General features: G+C 58.7%; 22 protein-coding genes. 8 read left to right on the forward strand and 14 right to left on the reverse strand.

Translation table 11 applies throughout. The features are described from left to right. The first annotated feature begins 190 nt into the window (after nucleotides 1-190). A complete protein-coding gene (locus DT594_RS07155; RefSeq protein ID WP_149332066.1) occupies nucleotides 191-550 on the forward strand; it encodes a hypothetical protein in 360 nt (119 codons plus the stop codon). Here the strand turns inward: DT594_RS07155 and DT594_RS07160 are convergent. Next, nucleotides 509-1,540, reverse strand: coding sequence for an NAD-dependent epimerase/dehydratase family protein (locus DT594_RS07160; RefSeq protein ID WP_149332628.1), 1,032 nt, complete (start codon nucleotides 1,538-1,540; stop codon nucleotides 509-511). The genes DT594_RS07155 and DT594_RS07160 overlap by 42 nt on opposite strands. Nucleotides 1,541-1,679: 139 nt before the next feature. On the opposite strand from DT594_RS07160, the gene DT594_RS07165 reads away from it, so the two are divergent. Beyond that, nucleotides 1,680-2,732 carry a saccharopine dehydrogenase family protein gene (locus DT594_RS07165; RefSeq protein ID WP_246164584.1) on the forward strand — a complete coding sequence of 351 codons (1,053 nt, stop codon included), beginning with the start codon at nucleotides 1,680-1,682 and terminating at the stop codon, nucleotides 2,730-2,732. Here DT594_RS07165 and DT594_RS07170 read toward each other — a convergent pair. Further along, on the reverse strand, nucleotides 2,725-3,636 hold the full coding sequence (locus DT594_RS07170; protein ID WP_149332630.1) for a LysR family transcriptional regulator ArgP: 912 nt from the start codon (nucleotides 3,634-3,636) through the stop codon (nucleotides 2,725-2,727). The genes DT594_RS07165 and DT594_RS07170 overlap by 8 nt on opposite strands. Before the next feature lie 95 nt (nucleotides 3,637-3,731). Between DT594_RS07170 and DT594_RS07175 the strand changes: the two genes are divergently transcribed. From DT594_RS07175 to DT594_RS07185, 3 genes are all read left to right on the forward strand, one after another. Next, nucleotides 3,732-4,328: a LysE/ArgO family amino acid transporter gene (locus DT594_RS07175; RefSeq protein WP_149332067.1), complete on the forward strand. Its 597-nt coding sequence runs from the start codon at nucleotides 3,732-3,734 to the stop codon at nucleotides 4,326-4,328. 225 nt (nucleotides 4,329-4,553) lie between these two features. Next, complete coding sequence (gene sodB / locus DT594_RS07180) at nucleotides 4,554-5,135, forward strand: superoxide dismutase [Fe] (RefSeq protein ID WP_149332068.1); 582 nt, start codon at nucleotides 4,554-4,556, stop codon at nucleotides 5,133-5,135. A gap of 204 nt (nucleotides 5,136-5,339) precedes the next feature. After that, nucleotides 5,340-7,409 (forward strand): putative bifunctional diguanylate cyclase/phosphodiesterase, encoded by a 2,070-nt coding sequence (locus DT594_RS07185; protein WP_149332069.1) that lies wholly within the window; start codon nucleotides 5,340-5,342, stop codon nucleotides 7,407-7,409. Between the two features lie 3 nt (nucleotides 7,410-7,412). Here the strand turns inward: DT594_RS07185 and DT594_RS07190 are convergent, their stop codons facing one another. Both DT594_RS07190 and DT594_RS07195 read right to left on the reverse strand, forming a co-directional pair. Further along, a complete protein-coding gene (locus DT594_RS07190; protein WP_149332070.1) occupies nucleotides 7,413-8,345 on the reverse strand; it encodes a GIDE domain-containing protein in 933 nt (310 codons plus the stop codon). Then, the gene (locus tag DT594_RS07195; protein ID WP_149332071.1) at nucleotides 8,342-8,923 is read right to left on the reverse strand and encodes a LemA family protein; all 582 of its coding nucleotides are present in this window, start codon (nucleotides 8,921-8,923) and stop codon (nucleotides 8,342-8,344) included. Before DT594_RS07195 ends, DT594_RS07190 begins: the two co-directional genes overlap by 4 nt. Before the next feature lie 194 nt (nucleotides 8,924-9,117). On the opposite strand from DT594_RS07195, the gene DT594_RS07200 reads away from it, so the two are divergent. Both DT594_RS07200 and DT594_RS07205 read left to right on the forward strand, forming a co-directional pair. Beyond that, nucleotides 9,118-10,230, forward strand: a complete 1,113-nt coding sequence (locus tag DT594_RS07200; protein WP_149332072.1) for an efflux RND transporter periplasmic adaptor subunit — start codon at nucleotides 9,118-9,120, stop codon at nucleotides 10,228-10,230. Nucleotides 10,231-10,242: 12 nt separating this feature from the next. Beyond that, nucleotides 10,243-13,275 carry a multidrug efflux RND transporter permease subunit gene (locus DT594_RS07205; RefSeq protein ID WP_149332073.1) on the forward strand — a complete coding sequence of 1,011 codons (3,033 nt, stop codon included), beginning with the start codon at nucleotides 10,243-10,245 and terminating at the stop codon, nucleotides 13,273-13,275. A 38-nt stretch (nucleotides 13,276-13,313) separates the two neighbouring features. Here the strand turns inward: DT594_RS07205 and rpoS are convergent, their stop codons facing one another. From rpoS to DT594_RS07250, 9 genes are all read right to left on the reverse strand, one after another. Then, complete coding sequence (rpoS, locus tag DT594_RS07210; RefSeq protein ID WP_425460538.1) at nucleotides 13,314-14,276, reverse strand: RNA polymerase sigma factor RpoS; 963 nt, start codon at nucleotides 14,274-14,276, stop codon at nucleotides 13,314-13,316. Between the two features lie 191 nt (nucleotides 14,277-14,467). Continuing rightward, on the reverse strand, nucleotides 14,468-15,298 hold the full coding sequence (locus tag DT594_RS07215; RefSeq protein WP_149332075.1) for a peptidoglycan DD-metalloendopeptidase family protein: 831 nt from the start codon (nucleotides 15,296-15,298) through the stop codon (nucleotides 14,468-14,470). 76 nt (nucleotides 15,299-15,374) lie between these two features. Continuing rightward, entirely contained in the window at nucleotides 15,375-16,319 is a 945-nt protein-coding gene (locus DT594_RS07220) for a polyprenyl-phosphate transporter (RefSeq protein ID WP_484103618.1), read from the reverse strand. A 10-nt stretch (nucleotides 16,320-16,329) separates the two neighbouring features. Then, complete coding sequence (locus tag DT594_RS07225) at nucleotides 16,330-17,004, reverse strand: protein-L-isoaspartate(D-aspartate) O-methyltransferase (protein ID WP_096348249.1); 675 nt, start codon at nucleotides 17,002-17,004, stop codon at nucleotides 16,330-16,332. Further along, on the reverse strand, nucleotides 17,005-17,754 hold the full coding sequence (gene surE, locus DT594_RS07230) for a 5'/3'-nucleotidase SurE (protein WP_149332076.1): 750 nt from the start codon (nucleotides 17,752-17,754) through the stop codon (nucleotides 17,005-17,007). After that, nucleotides 17,754-18,818 (reverse strand): tRNA pseudouridine(13) synthase TruD, encoded by a 1,065-nt coding sequence (truD, locus tag DT594_RS07235; RefSeq protein WP_149332077.1) that lies wholly within the window; start codon nucleotides 18,816-18,818, stop codon nucleotides 17,754-17,756. Before truD ends, surE begins: the two co-directional genes overlap by 1 nt. After that, a complete protein-coding gene (ispF, locus tag DT594_RS07240) occupies nucleotides 18,815-19,288 on the reverse strand; it encodes a 2-C-methyl-D-erythritol 2,4-cyclodiphosphate synthase (protein WP_149332078.1) in 474 nt (157 codons plus the stop codon). The genes truD and ispF overlap by 4 nt, the downstream gene beginning before the upstream one ends. 79 nt (nucleotides 19,289-19,367) lie before the next feature. Beyond that, a complete protein-coding gene (gene fghA / locus DT594_RS07245; protein WP_149332079.1) occupies nucleotides 19,368-20,216 on the reverse strand; it encodes an S-formylglutathione hydrolase in 849 nt (282 codons plus the stop codon). Nucleotides 20,217-20,261: 45 nt separating this feature from the next. Next, nucleotides 20,262-21,374, reverse strand: a complete 1,113-nt coding sequence (locus DT594_RS07250; protein WP_149332080.1) for an S-(hydroxymethyl)glutathione dehydrogenase/class III alcohol dehydrogenase — start codon at nucleotides 21,372-21,374, stop codon at nucleotides 20,262-20,264. A gap of 143 nt (nucleotides 21,375-21,517) precedes the next feature. Here DT594_RS07250 and DT594_RS07255 point away from each other — a divergent pair, with 143 nt between their 5' ends. Continuing rightward, nucleotides 21,518-22,414 carry a LysR substrate-binding domain-containing protein gene (locus tag DT594_RS07255; protein WP_149332081.1) on the forward strand — a complete coding sequence of 299 codons (897 nt, stop codon included), beginning with the start codon at nucleotides 21,518-21,520 and terminating at the stop codon, nucleotides 22,412-22,414. Nucleotides 22,415-22,558: 144 nt separating this feature from the next. On the opposite strand, the gene DT594_RS07260 is transcribed toward DT594_RS07255, so the two are convergent. Continuing rightward, the gene (locus DT594_RS07260) at nucleotides 22,559-22,933 is read right to left on the reverse strand and encodes a DUF4168 domain-containing protein (protein ID WP_149332082.1); all 375 of its coding nucleotides are present in this window, start codon (nucleotides 22,931-22,933) and stop codon (nucleotides 22,559-22,561) included. Between the last annotated feature and the right edge of the window lie 54 nt (nucleotides 22,934-22,987).

The following is a 22,987-nucleotide window of genomic DNA, read 5'->3' on the forward strand; positions in this document are numbered from 1 at the left end:
GGCCGCGCCAGAGCGGTGCAATCATGCACCAGCAGATCGCAGGCCTAGCCCCGCAGGGGGCCACTTTGCGCCGTTGGACCCGCTACAGCGCGCATAAATCCGTCGAATCGGACAATTGGTACATATTCTGCTTGTTACAGGAACGCTTGGCCAGAACCCTCGACTGTTAACCAAGCCACCAGGGGGCATGATGTTTACTGAAGCGCAATTCAATCGCACTACACTCGAATGCATGACCGCACTGCGACGCCGACTCAAACAGGAACTGGGAGTGACTGTCAGGCTTAGCGATGTCGACGCGGTCGAGCACATGATCCGCCTCAGTCGGGACAGTCGTTTGGGTGACATCCGCGAACTGGGCCTGCGCCTGGCCGATATGACCACGCCCGAAGCAGAGCCCGAGCCGGAGATGCAACTGGGCCAGGGTGCGATCGCTTCGCGTCAGCGTCTGTTGCAGCAGACGCCCGCCCCAGCCTTCGAGGCACCGCCGCCGGTGCGGCAGAATGAATCAGCGCCGGTGCGCATCTACCGCGGGCAGGTAGTCCGCTAGCGCCGACATGCCCGCCTGCCACCAGCTGGCAAAACGAGCAATGCCCTCCTCGGTGCTGACGGTGGGCACGTAGCCAAGATGCTCGCGCGCAGCGCTGATATCCAGATTGAAATCGCGCGCCATAACGGCCATACCCAGGCGAAATATGGCTGGCTCAGGTTGACCTGGGGTTAACCGGGCTTTCAGCTCGGCGATACTGGCCAGACCGTAAGCCAAGGCATAGGGCATATGCTGGGTCAATGGCGGCATGCCCAGCGTGCCAAGCAGTCGATTGAAGGTCGGCCAGAACGCCACCGGATCTCCATTACTGATGTTGTAGGCACGCCCTAGCGCAGTGGAAGGCGCCTGCAACGCCAACAGCAATGCCTGACTGACGTTCTCCACCGGAGTCAGATCCACACGATTGTCGCCACGACCGATAATGCGCAACCGGCCACTCTGATGAGCCCGCAGCAAACGAGGAAATACCGAGGTGTCACCCGCGCCGATGACCAACCGCGGCCGCAGTGCAATCACTTCCAGCCCCTGGCGACCGGCAGCAAGAACCTTCTGGTCGGCCAGATATTTAGTAGCGCCGTAATGATCAAAAAAGCGTGGCGGCTTGAAATCTTCACTGACATCCCGGTGGTGCTGGCCGTCAAAGTAGATTGACGGAGAAGACAGATGCACCAGACGCGGAATCTGCTGTTGCTGCATCGCTGCGATGATGTGCTCGGTCACACGAACATTGGCGTCATAGAAATGCTGGTAGCTGCCCCACGTCCCTACCGCGCCTGCACAGTGAACAACGGCGTCGCAGCCGGCACTGGCCTTCAGGGCGAATGCCGCATCGAGCAGATCCCCGGCAATACACTCGGCGCCGCGTTCGGCCAGCCAGCCCATCGCCGCCATCTGCCGCCCTGAACAGACGACCTGCAACCCCTGCGCCAACGCATGGGCCGCAAAGCGCCCGCCGATAAAGCCGCTGGCACCCGTGACCAGAATCCGCATAGTCATCCTACCCCTTTTTTTGTTGTTAGCCTCTGCAAGGCTAAAGCATACACCGGCACAGGCACTGGCGCTGTGGAGTTGCAGCCGTTAACCTCAAGCCTTGGATGCGGCAGCGCCGCACGGCAGAAGAGGAAGAACCATGCAGGAATGGATGATATACGGCGCCAATGGCTATACCGGCACCCTGTTGGCCAGGGAGGCCTACGAGCAGGGTCTGAAACCGGTGCTCGCCGGGCGCAATCGCAGCGCGGTGGAGGCTTTGGCCAGCGAACTGGACTTGCCTTGCCGGATCTTCGACTTGCGCGACGCTGCGGCCGCCATTGAAGGGGTAAAAGGTATGCAAGCCGTTGCCCATTGCGCCGGCCCCTTTTCGGCCACCAGTCAGCCGATGATTGACGCCTGTCTCGCCAACCATTGCCATTATCTGGATATCACCGGAGAGATAGACGTGTTTGTTGCTGCGCAGCAGCGCCATGCAGAGGCGGAGGCGGCCAATATCGTTATCTGTTCGGGAGTTGGCTTTGACGTCATCCCTACCGATTGCATCGCTGCCACCTTGAAAGCCGAACTACCAGACGCCGACCGCCTGGCCCTGGGCTTTGACTCACGCAGCGGCTTTTCGCCGGGCACTGCCAAGACCTCGGTAGAAGGGCTCAAGTATGGCGGCAAGGTGCGGGAAAAAGACAAGATCCGCACTGTTCCGCTGGCATGGCAGAGTCGCGAGATCGACTTTGGCAACGGCACCAAATACGCCGTCACCATTCCCTGGGGCGATATCGCCACCGCCTGGTTTTCTACCGGCATCGATAATATTGAGGTGTTTATTCCCATGGCACCGAGTGCCGCCACCCGTCTGCGGCGGCTGGATTGGCTCAGACCGGTGCTCGGCCTGGCGCCTGTTCAGGCCCTGCTGAAGCATCTGGTGGGCCGCAAGATCACCGGGCCGGACAGTCAGCAACGGCTCAGCGCGCGGACCTTTGTCTGGGGCGAAGCGCAGAACCGGGCGGGCAAGAAGGTCACCGCGCGTATCGAAGTCGCCAACGGTTATGACGTGACGGTGCACGGCGTATTGATGGCAGTCAAACACGTGCTGGAAGGCGTGCGGGCGCCGGGTTATTTCACCCCTTCACGGCTGATGGGCGATCATTGCATTGAAGAGTTGCCCGGCTCGGGAAAAATTCAGATCAGCTAGGGAACGCCGACGCCTGACCCTTACCCAGCAAGCCAGGCGCGCTGCTTGCCAGCTGCTGGGTCAGTTGCTCCAACAGGCGCCCGCCATTGCGCCAGTAGTGCCAGTACAGCGGAACATCCACGCCCTGCCCCGGCAGAATTTCCCGCAGCAGACCCTGTTCAAGTTCCTGGATAATCTGTAGCGCTGGGACCATACCCCAGCCGATGCCCGCGCAGAGCATGCGCACAAACCCCTCAGAGGACGGACACAGGTGGTAGGGAAACTCGCCCTGGTAGCCGCAGTTGGCCAGGAACCGATGCTGCAACTGATCGTCCGAACCGAACACAATAGCCGGCGCCTGGCCCCATGCAGGCGCCTTCCACCCTGGCGGAAAATAAGTGGCCAGCAGGTCGGAGCGCGCCACCGCCAGGTATCGCATGTCGCCCAATTTAAGCGCGCGAGCCCCGGCTACCGGCGTGGGTGTAGCGCAAACACATCCGGCCACCTCGCCGGAGCGCATACGCCGCAGGCCTACATCCTGGTCGTCGGTCAGCAGATCCAATAGCAGCCCCTGCTCTTCGCACAGCGGCGCCACGGCCGCCGCCCACCAGGTCGCCAGGCTATCGGCATTCAGGGCAATACGCAGTCGCGTTTGCCCCGCGCCCTGCTCGCCCATTGGCACATCCTGAAGCAGATCACGCTCCAGCAAGCGCACCTGTTGCATATGATTGAGCAGCCTCTGCCCAGCCAGGGTGGGCACCGGTGGTGACCTGCGCAGCAGCACCGGGGCACCCACGCGAGACTCCAGCAACTTGATCCGCTGCGACACCGCGGACTGCGACAACCCCAGCGTAAGCGCCGCCCGTTCAAAGCCACCCTGCTCGACCACGGCGGCTAATGCCTGCAGCAACTTATAATCCATAATTATTAATTCTCTTAATACTGCATAACGATTATTCGTTTTCCTTATTTGGCAGAGTAACCGAAACTGCCGACTCGTTGAACCAGGAATCAAGCCAAATGATGAGCACTTACTTTACCGGGTTATTTGTCGCCACCGGGCTGATCATCGCGATCGGCGCCCAGAACGCTTTCGTTCTCGGGCAGAGCCTCAAACGCGAGCATCACCTTACCGCCGCGATCCTGTGCATGAGTTGCGACGCGGTGCTCATTGTCGCCGGTACTTTCGGGCTTGGCGCCCTGCTGCAGGAGCACTCGTTACTGCTGGAGATCACGCGCTGGGGCGGTGTACTCTTCCTGCTCAGCTATGCTGCGCTGGCGCTACGCCGCGCCAGCAAGCCAACTGCCTTGAACGTCGACGTGCAGCCACCCCGAACGCGGCGTGCCGTGATCCTTGCGACGCTGGCGGTCACCCTGCTGAACCCGCATGTCTACCTGGATACCGTGGTGTTGATCGGGTCCATCGGCGCGCAACAACAACTGCCCGGCATATTTGCTCTGGGCGCGGTCAGCGGCTCGATTCTCTGGTTTACTGCCCTGGCGCTTGGCGGCGCCTGGCTGGCGCCTTGGCTAAGCCGCCCCTACACCTGGAAACTGATCGATGTGGGCGTGGCCTGCATGATGCTGAGCGTTGCCTGGGGCCTCGCCAACTCCTGAGCCCGAGGCTCTAACCGGCGTAAAACCACATGCTTGGTGCGTGGATAGAGTGCCACGGTGATGCTATGATAATTGCTTCCCGGTCGGTTGGACGGGCAACGCCCAATTCACAAGAGGCGTCATCAGGCTGTTGGACCAAGAGCTGCCAGCCTGCCAGTCACACCACGGATTCGTGTCGTTTTCATACCGTTTCCGGATCCTGATACCTGAAGATGGAGATACAACATGGCTTTTGAATTACCAGCATTGCCCTATGAAAAAACTGCGCTGCAGCCACACATTTCGGCTGAGACGCTGGAATACCACCACGACAAGCACCACAAGACTTATGTCGACAACCTGAACAACCTGGTCCCCGGTACCGAATTCGAAGGCAAAAGCCTGGAAGAGATCATCAAGACTTCCAAGGGTGGCGTATTCAACAATGCAGCCCAGGTCTGGAACCACACGTTCTACTGGAACTGCCTGAGCCCGAACGGCGGTGGCGAGCCCACTGGCGAGCTGGCCGATGCCATCAACAAGTCCTTTGGCTCCTTTGACAAGTTCAAGGAAGAGTTCAGCAAGACTTCGATTGGCACCTTCGGTTCTGGCTGGGGCTGGTTGGTCAAGCGCAGCGATGGTTCCCTGGCGCTGGTCAGCACTGTTGGTGCTGGCAACCCCATCACCTCCGGCGACACGCCGCTGCTGACCTGCGATGTATGGGAACATGCCTACTACATCGACTACCGCAACGCCCGTCCGAAATACGTCGAAGCGTTCTGGAATCTGGTCAACTGGGACTTCGTTGCGAAAAATCTCGCCGCGTAATACCTGGGTAGTTATCGCTCCAACACACCCCGCTTCGGCGGGGTGTGTCGTTTATGTCTATTAAATGACGCTGGCACTTTGACGTCATTCGATTCCTCACCGATACTGGGTATCATGTGCTGCGCGCAAAGCCCCATTGCATGATTGCGCCGGGCCCTTGATGATGTACAGATACCTATCAACTGATGCTGGAATAACAAGACATTGAAACCGGAGCGCCGACACAGTCTATCGATCAAGCTTCTGCGCCTTGTTCTGCTCTGGGCATTGCTTGTTGGAATCGTGCTCAGTTGCGCACAGATACTCTATGATTTGAAGAAGGAGCGGTCACTGATAGACAGTACCGCTGCCCAGATTCTGGCCATGTCCCGCGACCCCGCGACCCAGGCGGTGTATAGCCTGGACAGGGAAATGGCCATGCAGGTGGTGGAAGGCCTCTTCGAGCATGAAGCGGTGCGCTTTGCCTCCATCGGCCATCCTGATGAAGCCCCCCTGGCATACCGTGAAGAGATTACTCCCAGCTCCGGATACCGCACGCTGACCGACTGGTTGTTCGGCGCAGAACAAAGCTACAGCATCGAGCTGCATGGTCGCGCACCGTACAACGAGTATTACGGTGACCTGCGTCTGACGCTGGATACTCATCCCTACGGCAATGACTTTCTGCAAAGCTCGCTGATCATCATGCTCTCCGGCATTCTGCGAGCGATGGCAATGGCCTTCGTGCTGTTTCTCATCTATCACGTACTGCTGACCAAACCCCTGGCACGAATTATTGGCCATATCGCCGACATCAATCCCGACCAACCGGGCAAAATGCACATCCCCATGTTGCCTGGCCAGGAAAAGAACGAGTTGGGTGTCTGGATCAACAAGGCCAACGAGCTGCTGGATTCCATCGAGCGCAACAGCCATCGCCGCCGTGAAGCTGAGGCCAACTTGCTGCACATGGCCCACCACGACACCCTGACCAGCCTGCCCAATCGCAGCATGCTGCAGGAACAGCTCGGCCGCATCCTGACCGATGCAGGCCGGCGCCAGCGCGGCGTGGCTGTGCTGTGCTGCGGGCTGGACGATTTCAAGGAGGTCAACGAGCAGTTCAGCTACCAATCGGGCGACAGCCTGCTGGTCGCCGTTGCAGACCGTTTGCGCGCCAACAGCGGTCGCCTGGGCAGCCTGGCACGCTTGGGCGGTGATCAGTTCGCGCTGATTCAGACCGGGATCAATGAGCCCTATGAAGCTGCCGAGCTCGCGCAAACCATTCTTGACGACCTGAACCGCCCGTTCGAACTGGGAGACCACAGCATCAGCCTGCGGGCGACCATTGGTATCACCCTGTTCCCCGATGACGGCGACGACGCTGAAAAACTGCTGCAGAAAGCAGAGCAGACGATGATGCTGGCCAAGGCACGCTCACGCAATCGCTACCAGTTTTACATCGCCAGCCTGGATAGCGAGATGCGCGTTCGCCGTGAACTGGAAAAAGACCTGCGCGGCGCGCTGGCCCGCAACGAGTTCCATCTGGTCTACCAACCCCAGGTCAGCTACAGCAGTCACAAGGTAGTGGGTGTGGAAGCCTTGATCCGCTGGCAGCATCCTGAACGCGGCCTGGTCCCGCCGGATCTGTTCATTCCACTGGCCGAACAGAACGGCAGCATTATCGGGATCGGCGAGTGGGTACTGGAACAGGCCTGCCATCAACTCAGCCTGTGGCGTAAAGACGGCTTCACCGATCTACGCATGGCCGTCAATCTGTCCACCGTACAGCTGCACCATAGCGAGTTGTCCAAACTGGTTACCAACCTCATGCAGCGGTACAAGTTACCGCCCCACAGCCTTGAGCTGGAGGTCACAGAAACCGGTTTGATGGAGGATATTTCCGCTGCTGCAGGCCACCTGAACAACCTGAAAAAGGCCGGCGTATTGATTGCGATCGACGATTTTGGTACCGGTTATTCTTCGCTGAGTTATCTTCGCGGCCTGCCGCTGGACAAGATCAAGATCGACAAGAGCTTTGTACTGGATGTGCTGGTCGACGAAGACGACGCCACCATCGTCCGCGCAATCATCCAGCTGGGCCGCAGCTTGAATATGCAGGTGATTGCCGAGGGCGTCGAATCCGCCGCGCAGGAAGCCTACATTATCGATCAGGGTTGTAGTGAAGGTCAGGGCTATTACTACAGTCGGCCGCTGTCAGCCACTGCGCTGGCTGACTGGTTACGCAATTACAGCACCCGCAAGGTCGCTCGCCAGAACGCCAACCAGCACATCTGAATCTCAACTGCCCGACAGCAGCGCCAACCACAAGGCTCCGCTGACCACACTCGCAGCGAACAGCCCCGCAAGACTCCACCGCGATTGCCGCCGCAGATGCTCGCTGAGATGTTCCTCATGGTGATCTGATAACAAAAAAGGCAAGCCGCTGACTGACGGTTTACCCAGCATATGCACTACCGCTGCGCGGCCGGCGACCCGAGCCCGGCGCTCGGCTTCGGTCTCTGCTGCAGCGCGGACCCGGTCCCATTCCTGCATATCCAACTGGCCGTCCTTGTTCTGATCAAAGCGCGCGACCAGATCCGGATAATCGGCTTTCCATTGGCTAATGACCTGCCGCGCCACCGAGCTCTGATCCTGCGCCTCACGCCCACCGCCACGGCTCTGAAACCAGCCCAAGGCATACAAGGACTCGCCCTCGGAAAACCATTCCTCGGTGTAGCGATAACGGCTGCCGATCAAGCTTCCGAGCAACCCGGTACGCAGACTATGACCCGCCGGCCAGCGTTTGTGCCCTTCCCATCGCCGGCGCTTGTGTGGATGCACTTCAGCGCCCTGCGGATCGATCCAGCAACTGCCGGTGGCATCGCGCAACAGAAACGGGCGTTCCGATACACCTTGCTCGACCGTGCGCCATTGGCTGGTTTTGCCGCTGCGGCGATACTCCTCAACCCGAAACCGATACCAGAGGCAGTCAATTTCAGCCAGCGGCGAGACCAGCGGAGCGTGACCGCCAGCATCCAGCTCTCCATTCAGCTCTACCAGCCCCTGGGCAGCAGAGCGGATACGTGAGGTAGGCGTATCTTCCACCCAGCGCGCCCGACGCAAACGCGTCAGCATTCGATACAACGCATACAGGGTCGCCAGGCTGCTAAGCGCAAGGAGCAGAAAAAAATAGCCATGCGGTAACAACATGATGCCGTGCACATTGATCATGAAAACAAGGCTCGCATATCCACATCGGCAGTATCCGCTTCGGAAAACTGCAGCAGCTCGGCAGACTTGAAATCAAAGGTACGAGCTACGATCACATCAGGAAATTGCTCGATTCGCACATTGTTGATATTCACCGCCGCGTTATACAGCTCGCGGCGATCGGCAATCCCGCTCTCCAGCCCAGTAATGCGCTCTTGCAGATGCTGAAAGGACTCATTGGCCTTGAGCTCCGGGTAGCTTTCGGCCAGCGCGAACAGCTGCCCCAGCCCAAGCCGCAGCGCCGACTCGGCCTGCCCTACCCCTTTCACATCAGAGCGCTCGCGCGCCTGAGCCACTGCAGTGCGCGCCTGGATGACCTTTTCCAGAGTGCCTTGTTCATGTTGCATATAGCGGCGGCAGGCCTCCACCAGCTTGGGTAGCTCGTCATGGCGTTGGCGCAACAGCACATCGATATTCGCCCAGGCCTGGCTGACTGCATGCTTGATGCTGACCAGTTGGTTGTAAAGCATCACCGCATACAACAGCACCACCACCAGTATCGCCAGCGTGGCCAAAACGAAGGGGTTTGTCAGATCCATCAGTAGTTATCTCCATGAGCTGAAAACAGGCTCTGCCAACGATGGCACAGCCAGTTGCTGTTATAGCGCAACCGGCTCACCGCGGGAACTGCCCAAAGCTGAAGCTGAGCATATGTCATTGGATTTTAATCCACCGAGGTGGATAATAGCCGGTGGTTTTTTTCCAGCTGTATGAACTTAGAAAGGACTTTTTCATGCTGCGCCGTCTGATAGTGATGTTGATTCTCGTGGTGGTTTTCGTCCTGGCGCTCGCAGCCTACAAGTACTCGTCTATCACTCAGCAGATAGCCATGTTCAGCGCTCCACAACCACCTATCGCGGTAGCGGCCGCGCAGGCGGTGGAGACCCAATGGCAAACGCGTCTGCCGGCGATTGGCAGCATGACCGCGGCGCTGGGTGTGGAGCTGACGGCCGAGGTCAATGGCACCGTCAGCGAGGTCCTGTTTACTTCCGGCCAACAGGTCGAGGACGGTCAGCCATTGCTGGTCATGAGCAGCGACGTCGAGCGCGCGAGCCTGCAATCGGCTGAAGCGCAGGCTAGCCTGGCGCAGCTTGAGTTCAAGCGGCAGGAAAACCTCCTGGCACGTCAGAGCATCTCCCGCAGCCAGTTCGATCAATCGCGCTCTACCTTGCAGCAGTCCATATCGCAGGCTGAAGAGCTGCGCGCAATCCTGGCGAAGAAACGTATCAATGCACCCTTTGCCGGGCGCATCGGCATAAGCCAGGTAGACCCTGGCGACTACCTTTCTCCCGGAGCGAGCATCGCTACCTTGCAGAACCTGTCCAGCCTGTTCGTCGACTTTTTCCTGCCTGAGCAGTTCTATCCGCAACTGGCCATTGACCAGCAAGTCAGGGTCAAGGTGGCGGCATTTCCGGAGGAAGCCTTCGAGGGCCATATCGTAGCGATCAATCCCAAAGTCGAGGCCAGCACACGAAATCTGCAGGTCCGAGCCATGGTCGACAATCCTGACGAAAAGTTGCTGCCTGGCATGTTCGCCGAACTCGAGGTGCTGCAACCCACGGAAACGCCACAGATAGTGGTGCCGGAAACGGCTATCACCTTCACGCTGTACGGTAACTCCGTCTATGTCATCAAGCCGCGCCTGGATGACCAGGGCGAGCCGGTGATGGAGGAGGATGAAGCGGTCCTGGAGGTCGAGCGCCGCTCAGTGACCACTGGTGAACGCCGCGATGGCCAGATAGTGGTTCTGACCGGCCTGCAGGCCGGTGAGCAGGTCGTTACTGCCGGGCAGCTAAAGCTGGACAGTCAGGCGCGTGTTGTCGTCAGCAACAGCAACCCACTTTAAGGCGACTCCGGCATGGCATTTACCGATATTTTTATCCGCCGCCCGGTGCTGGCCACCGTGGTCAGCCTGCTCATCGTGCTACTGGGTCTGCAGGCTTTCAATCAGCTGACGATACGTCAATACCCGCAGCTCGAGAACGCGCTGATTACCGTCACCACGGCCTACCCGGGCGCCAATGCCGAGGTGATCCAGGGCTACATCACGCAACCTCTGCAGCAGAGTCTGGCCAGCGCCGATGGGGTTGATTACATCAATTCGGTCAGCCGTCAGAACTTCTCGGTGATCCAGGTCTATGCGCGGCTGGGTGCGGATACCGACCGGCTGTACACGGACATCCTGTCCAAGGCCGCCGAGGTGCGCAACCAACTGCCGCCACAGGCGCAGGAGCCGGTGATCAGCCGTGAGGCCGCCGACTCTACTGCCTTGATGTACATCAGCTTCTACAGCGAAACACTGAGCAATCCGCAGATCACCGACTATCTGTCGCGGATTGTCCAACCACGGCTGGCAACACTGCCGGGTATAGCGGAAGCCGAGATTCTCGGGCGCCAGACGTTCGCCATGCGCTTGTGGCTGGACCCAATCCGGATGGGCGCCTATGACGTGACGGCTGAAGACGTCAATCAGGCTGTCAGTCAATACAATTACCTGACCGCAGCTGGCGAGCTCAAGGGCGAGTACGTGGTGACCAGCGTCAGCGCCTTCACCGACCTCAAGGATCCGGAAGCCTTCGGCGCCATTCCGGTCAAGACCGAGGGTGACACCCGCGTACTGCTGCGTGACATAGCGCGTATCGAATTGGGTGCAGAAAGCTATGACTCGATCAGCTTCTTCGATGGCATTCCTTCGGTCTACATCGGCATTCAGGGCACGCCCGGCGCCAACCCGCTGGAGGTAATCAAAGACGTACGCGCAGCGATGCCGGCCATTGAAGCGCAGTTGCCCGGCGAGTTACAGGCGTCCATCGCCTATGACGCGACGCAGTTTATCCAGTCCTCGATTGACGAGGTGGTCAAGACCCTGGGCGAAGCCGTGGTTATCGTCATCATCGTCGTCTTCCTGTTTCTCGGGTCTCTGCGCTCGGTGATCATTCCGGTGGTCACCATTCCGCTGTCGATGATCGGGGTGCTGTTTTTCATGCAGCTGATGGGCTATTCGATCAACCTGCTGACGCTGCTGGCCCTGGTGCTGGCAATTGGTCTGGTAGTGGATGACGCGATCGTCGTGGTGGAGAACATTCACCGGCATATCGAGGAAGGCAAGACGCCGGTGGAGGCCTCACTTTCCGGCGCGCGTGAAATTGCCATGCCGGTGGTCGCGATGACCATCACCCTGGCGGCGGTGTACGCGCCTATCGGCTTCCTGGAGGGGCTGACCGGAGCACTGTTCAAGGAGTTTGCGTTCACGCTGGCTGGCGCGGTTATTATTTCCGGCATCGTCGCCCTGACGCTCTCACCGATGATGTGCTCAAAGCTGCTGCGCCACGAAGACAACCCCAGCGGCTTTGCCAACCGCCTGGACAAGATCTTCGATAAGCTGCAGGGCCGCTACCAGCGCACGTTGAACAGCAGCCTGAATACCAAAGCCGTAACCCTGACCTTTGGCGCAATAGTTCTTTTGCTGATTCCGATACTGCTGATGTTCACCCGCAGCGAACTGGCTCCGGAAGAAGATCAAAGCGTTATTTTCATGCTGGCTAACGCCCCGCAGACCGCCAACCTGGAGTATCTGACGCATTACACCGACGAAATGAACAAGGTGCTCAGGGAATTTGACGAATACGAGTCGCACTTTCAGATCAACGGCATCGATGGGGTGCAAGGGGGCATTGGCGGGTTCCTGCTCAAACCCTGGGATCAGCGCGAGCGCTCGCAGATGGACATGTTGCCAGAAGTACAGGCGGCACTGAATCAGGTGGCCGGGCTACAAGTCTTCGGCTTCAACCTGCCGTCGCTGCCCGGCACCGGCGACGGCTTGCCACTGCAATTCGTGATCAATACCCCGAGCGACTACGAGAGCCTGCTGCAGGTCACCGAGACGATCAAGAATCGGGCCCAGGAAAGCGGCAAGTTCGCCTTTCTGGACATCGACCTGGCCTTTGACAAGCCTGAGGTGACGATCGAAATCGCCCGTGAAAAAGCCGCGCAAATGGGCGTCGCCATGGAAGATATCGGCGTGACCCTGGCGACCCTGCTCGGCGAAGGCGAAATCAACCGCTTTACCATTGATGGCCGCAGTTACAAGGTCATTGCCCAGGTCGAGCGCGCCTACCGGGACAATCGCAGCTGGCTGAATAATTACTATGTCCGCAGCAACTCGGGGGCCATGGTGCCGTTGGGCACCTTGATCACGCTGGATAACCGCGCGCGGCCAACCCAGCTCAACCAGTTCCAGCAGCTCAACGCAGCGCGCATTCAAGGCGTACCCATCGTCAGCATGGGCGAAGCGCTGGCCACCCTGGAGCAGATTGCCGCCGAGGAGCTGCCCCAGGGCTTCACCATCGACTACGCTGGCGCGGCCCGGCAGTACAAACAGGAAGGCGCAGCGCTGTACATGACTTTCGGCCTGGCCATGGCGCTGATCTACCTGGTATTGGCCGCGCAGTTCGAGAGCTTCCGTGATCCGCTGGTCATTCTGGTGACTGTCCCGCTGTCGATTTGTGGCGCGCTGATTCCGCTGTTCCTGGGCTTCTCGACGATGAACATCTACACGCAGGTGGGTCTGGTTACCCTGATCGGGCTGATCAGCAAGCACGGGATTCTGATCGTCGAGTTTGCCAACCAATTGCAACGTGAACAGAAGCTATCAGTACGTGAAGCGGTCGAAGCCTCTGCGGCGATTCGTCTGCGCCCGGTATTGATGACCACCGCAGCCATGGTGTTTGCAATGATTCCCTTGCTACTTGCTGAAGGTGCCGGCGCGGTCAGTCGGTTTGATATCGGCATGGTCATCGCCAGCGGTCTTACCATCGGCACCCTGTTCACCCTGTTCGTGCTGCCAGCGGTGTATATCTGGATCAGTAAAGCAAAAACCCAAGTCAACTGACTTGGGTTCTGGTGGTCGTGTCAGCTCCTGCCGTGGAGCTATTGAAAGATCGATTCACCCGACAGGCCGTGCTGCTCGAGAATCTCTCTGAGCCGCTTCAATGCCTCGACCTGGATCTGCCTTACCCGTTCGCGGGTGAGGCCGATTTCCCGCCCAACTTCTTCCAACGTACTGCTCTCATGCCCACGCAAGCCAAAGCGGCGGGTAACGACTTCGCGCTGCTTTTCGGTCAACTCGGATAACCAGTTATCGATGCTCGCGTTCAGGTCATCGTCCTGTAACAGCTCACACGGGTCGGTGACATGGTCGTCCGTCAAGGTATCGAGGAGCGTCTTGTCCGAGTCAGGGCCGAAGGCCATGTCTACGGAGGCGACGCGCTCGTTGAGGCCGAGCATGCGCTTGACGTCCTCGACCGGACGATCGAGGAGCTGCGAGATTTCTTCCGGGGAGGGTTCGTGGTCAAGCTTTTGCGTCAATTCACGTGCGGCGCGCAGATAAATATTCAGCTCTTTGACCACATGGATGGGCAGGCGAATGGTGCGCGTCTGATTCATGATCGCGCGTTCGATGGTCTGCCGAATCCACCAGGTGGCGTAGGTAGAGAACCTGAATCCCCGTTCGGGGTCGAACTTCTCTACCGCGCGAATCAGGCCGAGATTACCTTCCTCGATCAGATCGAGCAGTGTCAGACCACGATTGACGTAACGCCGCGCTATTTTCACCACCAGGCGCAGGTTGCTCTCAATCATGCGCTTGCGCCCGGCGGGATCACCCTTCTGTGCCAGGCGCGCGAAATGCACTTCTTCTTCGGGCGTGAGCAGGGGGGAAAAACCGATTTCATTCAGGTACAGCTGAGTCGCATCCAGCTGCTTGGTAAACTCGAAGGCATTCTCGCGCTTGTGGTTGCGCGGGGTGGCTACCTTGCTCCGGGGCTTATCGTCGCGAGGTGCATCCATGTCGATTTCCTCATCCCTGTCTTGACGTCCATTTACAACGAGTATGTCTTCGTTGTACTGGTCGGGCTCTTTATTATTATTCAATCCCATGATGCATGCCCCATTCCAATTCGATCAGGATCTGGCAAACGCCCCAACAATGACACTGCCCAACACGCTCAGCTATCAGGCTGCCTTAGCAGTGTGACAGCTGTGTGTCGGTAACTGTCTCACTGTCGATCAAAACGTACCAAGAATCAAGACTTAGGCAAGTAACGCAAAGGGTCAACCGGCTGACCCTTACGACGTATCTCGAAATGCAACTTGACCCTATCTGTTCCGCTGCTGCCCATTTCAGCTATCACCTGACCGACTTTGACCTGGTCGCCTTCAACCACCAGCAGCTTACTATTATGAGCATACGCACTGAGATAGGTTTCATCATGCTTGACGATAATCATCTCGCCGTAGCCCAGCAACCCCCGGCCGGCATACACCACGGCACCGCTTGCGGCTGCTTTCACAGGCTGTCCCAATTGACCGGCAATATCAATGCCTTTATTCAAACTTCCGTTTGACTGAAATCGGGAGAGCAATGGGCCCTGAACCGGCCAGGCCCAACCGGCCACATTGGCCGGCAGACTGACGGTTTTAGCCGGCGGCGCAGGCCGAGCGGCCGGCGCAGCTACCTGGGTATTGGTGCGGGCAGGTTCTGTTGTTCGTGAAGGTGTCGGCTTGCTGCTGGCGCGCGGGCTGGTGGTGCGCGAAAACCCCGGCCGAGACGCTGTTGCGGGCCGCGCCGCTGGCGTTCCAGCCGATTGCAGACTGATCTGTTGGCCGGGATAGATGGTAAAGGGCTCGCGCAATCGGTTGGCGGCGGCGAGTTCCTTCCAGTCCCAGCCATAGCGGAAGGCGATCTGATACAGCGTTTCACCGCGCTGGACAACGTGCTGGCCTGAGGTAGTGGTCGGCGCGGCACGCTGCCCGCCCCGCGCCCGGTCATCAATAGGTGCCATTCCGCTGGGACCCGCACAGGCAGTCAACAGAGTGACCAGGCCCACGAGGCCCAGTTGCTTTAATCCGAACATGGCAGTTGGCACGTCAGGCACACACAGCCCCAAGGCAAGAATGAATGATTGATTTCACTATAGTTAGCGGAATGGGTCAATTGGACACACGCTTGCCCAGCCATTCCAACAGCAACACTAATACCACGGCCGCAAGCATCAGCACCAACCCCCATTGCCAATATGCTGGTTCGCCAGTTACAGCCTGATAATGCTGCGGCCAGAGGTTGCTTTCGAGCAAGGGCACGCGTTCGCCCTGACTATCAACCCGCCAGCTGATGACTTCTTTCCAGGGCCAGACCTTGTTCAGCGAACCTACTAACAGGCCGGTCAGAAAAGCCAGGGTAATGTTGCGAGCATGCTCCAGCAACCAGGACAGCAGGCGCGAAAAGCTGAGCAGACCGGCGATACAGCCTAGGGCGAATACGCTGATCAAGCTCAGATTGAAATCCTTTACCGCGCCCAGCACCACCGCATACAGCCCCAGCAGCAGCAGGATGAAGCTGCCGGAGATGCCCGGCAGGATCATCGCGCAGATGGCGATCGCGCCAGCAATAAAGATCATCAACGGCGTCGCCGGCCATTGCAAAGGCACCGCGACGGTAATCAGATAGGCAAAGACTGCCCCTATCACAAGGGCTCCAACTGTCCAGATATTCCAGCGCTGGATCTGCTTGCCGATCAGCACCACCGAGACCAGAATCAGGCCGAAGAAAAACGACCAGATCAACTCCGGGTGGTTGTCCAGCAGGTAGCTGATCAACCGTGCCAGGCTAGCAATGCTGGTGAGAATGCCGGCCAGCAAGGTGAATAGAAAAGCGCCGTCAATCGCTTGCCAGGTTTCGCGAAAGCGCCCCTTGAGCAACCAGATCAACTTGGCTGGTGTGCAGGCTGAAATCGCCGCAAGCAGGCGATCATAAATGCCACTGATGAAAGCAATAGTGCCGCCGGAGACGCCAGGTACGACGTCTGCAGCACCCATGGCCATGCCTTTCAGAAAAATCACCAGAAAGGCCAAAGGTTGGTTGTCTTTATTGTTCAAGATCGGTTGCTCAAGATCGAATGGCTCCTGCCAGTAAGGGTACAAATCGCACCGGCTCGACCTGCTGGTGAATAAAGTTATCACCCTCGCGTATCACCAGTGTCAAAAACTGTTCTTTGTCGCCAACCGGAATCACCAGCCGGCCGCCATCAGCGAGCTGGTTGAGCAGCTCTTTGGGCACTTCCGCCGGCGCGGCAGCGACCAGAATCGCATCGTAGGGCCCATATTGCGGCCAGCCCCAGTTACCGTCGGCGTGGCGGAAAACCACGTTGCGAATGTTGATGTCCTTGAGCACCGCCTTGGCGCGCTCCTGCAAAGGATGAATACGTTCGACGCTGAATACTCGCTCCACCACCTGGGCGAGGATGGCAGTCTGGTACCCGGAGCCGGTTCCCACTTCCATCACTTTGTCCAAAGGCCCGCCCCCGAGCAGCAATTCGGTCATCCGCGCGACGATATAGGGTTGCGAGATGGTCTGGTTATGCCCAATCGGTAACGCGGTATCTTCATAGGCGCGATGGGCCAGCGCTTCATCCACGAACAGGTGCCGCGGTGTGCGGCGCATCGCCTCCAGCACCCGCAGGTTGCGCACCCCTTCCTCGAACAAACGCTCAAGCAACCTTTCGCGGGTGCGCTGAGAGGTCATGCCTATGCCCTGCCGATCCATACCTTCTCTTACTACCATTCAGCCCAGCCCCTCAAGCCACTGGCCGAGGTGATCGAACACCTCGTAGTGGGTCTTGTCTACTCGCAGCGGCGTCACAGAGACATAACCCTGCATCACCGCATGAAAATCAGTACCTTCTCCACCGTCTTCGGCATCCCCGGCAACAGAGATCCAGTAGCCTTCCTTGCCCCGCGGATCCACCCACTTGACCGGCTTGGCGGCCCGCGAGCGATGCCCCAGGCGCGTCAGGCGAATGCCCTTGATGTGGTCCAGCGGCAAATTGGGAATATTCACATTCAGGATGGTGCGCGGCGGCAGATCCAGCTGTTCATGCGCCGCAACCATCCGTTGCGCAATAATCGCGGCACTCTGCAGATTATCCGTCTGCCGGCCAACCAGCGAGAACGCCATCGCCGGACGCTTTAGAAAACGCCCTTCCAGTGCCGCTGCTACCGTACCCGAATAGAGCACGTCATCGCCCAGGTTGGCGCCGTGGTTGATGCCTGCTACCACCATATCGACACGGTCTTCGTACAGCGCGTTCAAACCCAGATGCACGCAATCGGTTGGCGTGCCGTTGAGACCGATAAACCCGTTCTCCAGTTCAAACGGACGCAGGGGTTTGTCCAGGCTCAACGAGCTGCTGGCTCCGCTGCGATCCTCATGGGGGGCTACCACCATGCACTCGGCATAACTGCTCAGGGACGCATACAGGGCCGCAAGGCCTGGCGCCAGCACCCCGTCATCATTCGCAATTAAAATACGCATCAGCTTTCACTTTCCAGTCCACCGCCCGGCTCGTCCGTGAGCGTAACAAGCTCACGTAGCATTGCTGTGGCAAAACAGCCGGTCGGCAGGGTGAATTCAAGTACAAGACTATCCGGTGAGGGATAATGCCACGTCAGCGCAGCAATGGGGAGGCGCAAAATGCGCCGGGCCTGCTCTACTTCCGCGGCCAGGAGCCAGGCGACCAGCGCGGGTTCAGTATCAGCGGCCTGACGCTCGATCACTGCCACCTCAGCTGCAACGGGTGGCTCCCCTGCCCCCCACATGGGGCCTGTGGGATGCACGTCCAGCTCCGCCAGACGCGGGTCATCGCTTGCCAGGCGTTCGGCAGAGAACTGACTGCGGCTGTTGGTGAAAGCCAGGCAATCGCCGGCGAGCACCTGGTCCCAGGTGCCGGCTGCCACCCGCTGGGCAAGCAGCCGGTTGAATATCAGGCTGCGTGCCGTGGACAGCAGACGCGATCGAGTGCCCCGAGCCGGCGGCAATGCACCGCGCTCCGCCCAACTACGGGCTTCCAGCACATTGCCAGCAGCATGGCCAAAACGCTGCGGGCCAAAGTAATTCGGCACGCCGCGAGCAGCAATCTGTTGCAAACGCGCGTCCAGCAGCCCGACATCCGCGTGCAGCTGGGTCAGGTGAATAACAAAATGATTCGCGCTGTGCGCGCCACGCTGCAACTTGCGACTATGGCGACGGCTGTCGATACATTGCAGGTCACTATTCCACAGGGCGCTGAAGTCAGGATCGGCTCGGCCCGGCAATTGCAGACTGAACCACTGGCGAGTGACGGCCTTGCGGTCCTTGAGACCGGCATAGCTGACATCTCGCACCTTGAGCCCAGCCACCCTGGCCAAACGCTTGGCCACCTCTTCAGTATTCAGATTGCGCTTTTCGATCAACAGCCAGAGGTGTTCACCCTGCCCGCTGAACGCGATGTCCAATACTTCGGTTACGCAAAAATGCTCGGGAAGCGCTTTCAGTACCGCATTGCCGCAGGGTGGGCCCCAGGCAGTCGGGCCCAGGCAGTCAAGCTGAGCGGTGGTCATACAGGCAGCAACAGGGCCACGGCGTGAACCGCTATGCCCTCTTCACGCCCGATAAAGCCGAGTTTTTCCGTCGTCGTCGCCTTGACGTTGACCTGCTCCATATCTACTTGCAGGTCCGCCGCGATGGCTTCACGCATGGCCGGAATATGCGCCGCCATCTTTGGCGCCTGGGCGACGATGGTGGCATCCACATTGGCGACTTTCCACCCTTTGGCCAGCACCAGACCCAGCGCATGGCGCAGCAACACCCGGCTGTCAGCGCCCTTGAACTGCGGGTCGGTATCGGGAAAATGCTGACCGATGTCACCCAGAGCGGCGGCGCCGAGCAGCGCATCGGTCAAGGCATGCAGCAATACATCCCCATCAGAGTGGGCGACCAACCCGTGCTTGTGGGGGATCTGCAGACCGCCCAGAGTAATAAAGTCGCCCTCGCCGAACCGGTGAACGTCATAACCGTGCCCAATACGCATACATGCTCCTGCTGATCTCGATCGTCGGTGATGCCGACAGCTAGGTAGATCTTACAGGGTCCGGCAGTTCGCTAGTAGCTCAGTTGATCAGCGCATTGGCGTGATGACGCAGATGATCCTCGATAAAACTGGCGATGAAATAATAGCTGTGGTCGTAGCCTGGCTGCCGCCGCAGAGTCAAAGGATGGCCTGCCGCTTGCGCCGCCGCCTCCAGTGCTTCGGGGCGTAATTGCGCGAGAAATTCATCGCCCTCGCCTTGATCAACCAGCAAAGGCAAGCGCTCGCTGGCACCGGCAATCAGCTCGCAGGTATCCCAGGCCTTCCAGTCGGCAGGATTATCGCCCAGATAGCGACCCAAGGCTTTCTGCCCCCAGGGTACCTGGCTGGGATTGGTCATCGGCGCCAGGGCCGACACCGACTTGTAGCGACCCGGATTTTTCAATGCGCAGACCAGCGCACCATGCCCACCCATCGAGTGCCCGCAGATGCTGCGCAGCTTGGAAACCGGAAAGCTGGCCTCGATCAACTGCGGCAACTCGCTGACGACGTAATCGTACATCTGGTAATTGCGCGCCCAGGGCTGCTGCGTCGCATTCAGATAAAACCCGGCACCGGAGCCAAAATCATAGGCGCCATCCGGGTCATCCGGCACGTCTTCGCCACGCGGGCTGGTATCCGGCGCGACTATCACCAGGCCGAGTTCGGCGGCAATGCGCTGCGCTCCGGCTTTTTGCATGAAGTTCTCGTCGGTGCAGGTCAGGCCCGACAGCCAGTACACCACGGGCAAGGCGTTACCCTGATCCGCCTGCGGCGGCAGATAGACAGCAAAAGTCATGTCGCAGTTGAGCGTGCTCGAGCGATGCCGATAGCGTTTGTGCCACCCATCAAAACTTTTGTTGGCCGCGACCAGTTCCAGTGAATCCTGCATAAAATCTCCTTCCGGTAAGCCGTGGCGCCTGAGCGCCGGGTCAGCTTAAAAATGAATAACGGTGCGGATGCTCTTGCCTTCATGCATCAGTTCAAAGGCTTTGTTGATATCTTCCAGACCCATGGTATGGGTGATAAAGGTATCCAGCGGAATCTCGCCGCTCTGCGCCTTGGCCACATAGGTGGGCAGCTCGGTACGACCCTTTACGCCACCAAAAGCACTGCCGCGCCAGACTCGGCCGGTCACCAGCTGGAACGGGCGAGTGCTGATTTCCTGCCCGGCGCCAGCCACGCCGATGATGGTCGATTCACCCCAGCCCTTGTGGCAGCATTCCAGCGCGGCGCGCATCAGCTGCACATTGCCCACGCACTCGAAGGAGTAATCCACCCCACCGTCAGTCATATCAACGATAACTTCCTGAATCGGCTTGTCGTGATCTTTGGGATTGACGAAATCGGTGGCGCCCAGCTCTTTGGCGATATCGAACTTGGACGGGTTGATGTCAATCGCAATAATTCGGCTGGCCTTGGCCATGGTCGCACCGATGATGGCCGCCAGACCGATACCGCCCAGACCGAAAATGGCCACCGTGGCGCCCTCTTCCACCTTCGCAGTATTCAGCACCGCACCAATACCGGTGGTCACGCCGCAGCCCAGCAGACAGACTTTCTCCAACGGCGCATCCTTGGGAATCTTGGCCAGCGAGACTTCCGGCAATACGGTGTACTCGGAGAACGTTGAGCAGCCCATATAGTGATAGATCGGCTTGCCCTGGTAGGAAAAGCGCGAGGTGCCATCAGGCATCACGCCCTTGCCCTGCGTACTGCGCACAGATTGGCACAGGTTGGTCTTACCCGATTTGCAGAATTTGCACTCACGGCATTCGGCGGTGTACAGCGGAATGACGTGATCGCCCACTTCCAGTGAAGTGACACCCTCGCCCAACGCCTCGACGATGCCACCACCCTCGTGCCCCAGAATCGCCGGGAAAATACCTTCTGGGTCATCCCCAGACAAGGTGTAGGCGTCAGTGTGGCAAACACCACTGGCAACGATACGCACCAGCACTTCGCCTTTCTGCGGCGGCGCCACATCGACTTCAACGATCTGCAAAGGTTGACCAGCTTCAAACGCAACGGCGGCACGGGATTTGATCATGGTGCTCTCCAAAATAGTGTTCTCCAAAATAGCCTTCTCCAAAATTGAAAACGGCACTAAACGCGATATGCCCAGTGTAGTTGAGCTTCTCTTTGTGGATAATGAGCCAGCAAACAAAACATTATTGCCATACAGGGATAATCATGACGCCGTGGGAAGGGATAGACGAATTCGTCAGCGTTGCCGAATTGGGGCAGTTCAGCGCTGCCGCACAGCGGTTGGGGATTTCATCCTCGCATGTGAGCCGGCAGGTCGCCCGTCTGGAAGATCGCTTGCAGACCCGCTTGCTTTACCGCAGTACACGTAAAGTCAGCCTGACCGAGGCCGGCGTGACCTTTCTAGCCCATTGTCAGCGGCTGATCGACGCCCGGGATGAAGCAATGCAGGCGGTCAGCGACCTGGGTGGTTCGCCCAAGGGTCTGCTGCGAGTCACCTGCGCGGTGGCCTATGGTGAGGATTTCATCATGCCGCTGCTCAACGACTTCATGCAGCAACACCCCCAGCTGAAAATTGAAATGACCCTGACCAATCAGATGCTCGATCTATTACATGGCAGCTACGACCTGGCAATTCGACTAGGACGGCTGCAGGATTCAAGCATGATTGCCACTCGGCTCGCCCCCCGGCGTATGTATCTGTGCGCTGCGCCCAGCTACCTGCAGAGGCATGGCGCCCCACACAGCCTGTCCGAACTGCCCAGACATAATTGTCTGCTCGGCAGCAGCGACACCTGGCATTTCCAACAGGGCGGCAAAGAAACGCCGATAAGAGTTCAGGGTAATTGGCAATGCAATAGCGGCAAGGCGGTCCTGGACGCCGCATTACGCGGGTTCGGGCTGTGTCAGTTGCCGGATTATTACGTGCGTGAACACCTGCACCGTGGAACCTTGCGCGCGCTGTTGAGCCAGCATGAGCCGCCGCATACCGGGGTCTGGGCGCTCTATCCGCAGCAACGACACCTGTCGCCCAAGGTCCGTCAGGTGGTGGCATTGCTGAAAGAAGGATTGGCCCGCAGAAGCGAATATCAACCGACAGAATAAATCGGCCCTACAATTCCTCCTGAAGAATCCGCCGCATAAAAAAGCCGGAAGGGTTCACTGGGAACCGCTTCCGGCTTGCTCTGCTACTCTGATTGACACCCTGGGTGTCAGCCCCTTAGAGCTTTATCAAAGCATTCAGTGCGCTTAGTTGAACTCTTGAGCGCGCTGCTGCAGCTCGGGATCCGACTGGATGCGAGTAGCGATCTGGTTATAGACCGGTACTTCGATACCGACTTCACCCACTGCTTCCATCATCTTTTCTTGCGCTTCCAGCTGCAGAGACTGGGCCTGCTCTTGATCCTTGGCATCATTCAGCTTTTGCGTGAACTCTTCACGAATCTCGGCAACCTTCTCTTCAGCTTCAACAAATTTTTCCAGATCAGTATCGGAAATCGGCGCGGCTGCTTGCTGAGCCGCAGGTGGTTGCGCAGGAGCACCTTCCTGGGCGACTGCAGCAGTAGTTGCGAAGCCGAAGGTAGCGAAGCAGATGGCAGCGGTAAGGGTCTTGAGATTAGTCATATTGTTTCTCCATTGGTTAGAGTCCCTGATAACTATCCATTTACCATGCCAACG

Origin of the sequence: Halopseudomonas laoshanensis, from assembly GCF_008365385.1 — a bacterium.
GTDB classification, from domain to species: domain Bacteria; phylum Pseudomonadota; class Gammaproteobacteria; order Pseudomonadales; family Pseudomonadaceae; genus Halopseudomonas; species Halopseudomonas laoshanensis.

Coding starts and splice junctions, on each gene's coding strand:
- DT594_RS07155 (WP_149332066.1), top strand. CDS start 191: ATGTTTACTGAAGCGCAATTCAATCGCACTACACTCGAATGCATGACC.
- DT594_RS07160 (WP_149332628.1), bottom strand. CDS start 1,540: ATGCGGATTCTGGTCACGGGTGCCAGCGGCTTTATCGGCGGGCGCTTT.
- DT594_RS07165 (WP_246164584.1), top strand. CDS start 1,680: ATGCAGGAATGGATGATATACGGCGCCAATGGCTATACCGGCACCCTG.
- DT594_RS07175 (WP_149332067.1), top strand. CDS start 3,732: ATGATGAGCACTTACTTTACCGGGTTATTTGTCGCCACCGGGCTGATC.
- sodB (WP_149332068.1), top strand. CDS start 4,554: ATGGCTTTTGAATTACCAGCATTGCCCTATGAAAAAACTGCGCTGCAG.
- DT594_RS07190 (WP_149332070.1), bottom strand. CDS start 8,345: ATGATCAATGTGCACGGCATCATGTTGTTACCGCATGGCTATTTTTTT.
- DT594_RS07195 (WP_149332071.1), bottom strand. CDS start 8,923: ATGGATCTGACAAACCCCTTCGTTTTGGCCACGCTGGCGATACTGGTG.
- DT594_RS07200 (WP_149332072.1), top strand. CDS start 9,118: ATGCTGCGCCGTCTGATAGTGATGTTGATTCTCGTGGTGGTTTTCGTC.
- DT594_RS07205 (WP_149332073.1), top strand. CDS start 10,243: ATGGCATTTACCGATATTTTTATCCGCCGCCCGGTGCTGGCCACCGTG.
- DT594_RS07215 (WP_149332075.1), bottom strand. CDS start 15,298: ATGTTCGGATTAAAGCAACTGGGCCTCGTGGGCCTGGTCACTCTGTTG.
- DT594_RS07225 (WP_096348249.1), bottom strand. CDS start 17,004: ATGGTAGTAAGAGAAGGTATGGATCGGCAGGGCATAGGCATGACCTCT.
- surE (WP_149332076.1), bottom strand. CDS start 17,754: ATGCGTATTTTAATTGCGAATGATGACGGGGTGCTGGCGCCAGGCCTT.
- truD (WP_149332077.1), bottom strand. CDS start 18,818: ATGACCACCGCTCAGCTTGACTGCCTGGGCCCGACTGCCTGGGGCCCA.
- ispF (WP_149332078.1), bottom strand. CDS start 19,288: ATGCGTATTGGGCACGGTTATGACGTTCACCGGTTCGGCGAGGGCGAC.
- fghA (WP_149332079.1), bottom strand. CDS start 20,216: ATGCAGGATTCACTGGAACTGGTCGCGGCCAACAAAAGTTTTGATGGG.
- DT594_RS07250 (WP_149332080.1), bottom strand. CDS start 21,374: ATGATCAAATCCCGTGCCGCCGTTGCGTTTGAAGCTGGTCAACCTTTG.
- DT594_RS07255 (WP_149332081.1), top strand. CDS start 21,518: ATGACGCCGTGGGAAGGGATAGACGAATTCGTCAGCGTTGCCGAATTG.
- DT594_RS07260 (WP_149332082.1), bottom strand. CDS start 22,933: ATGACTAATCTCAAGACCCTTACCGCTGCCATCTGCTTCGCTACCTTC.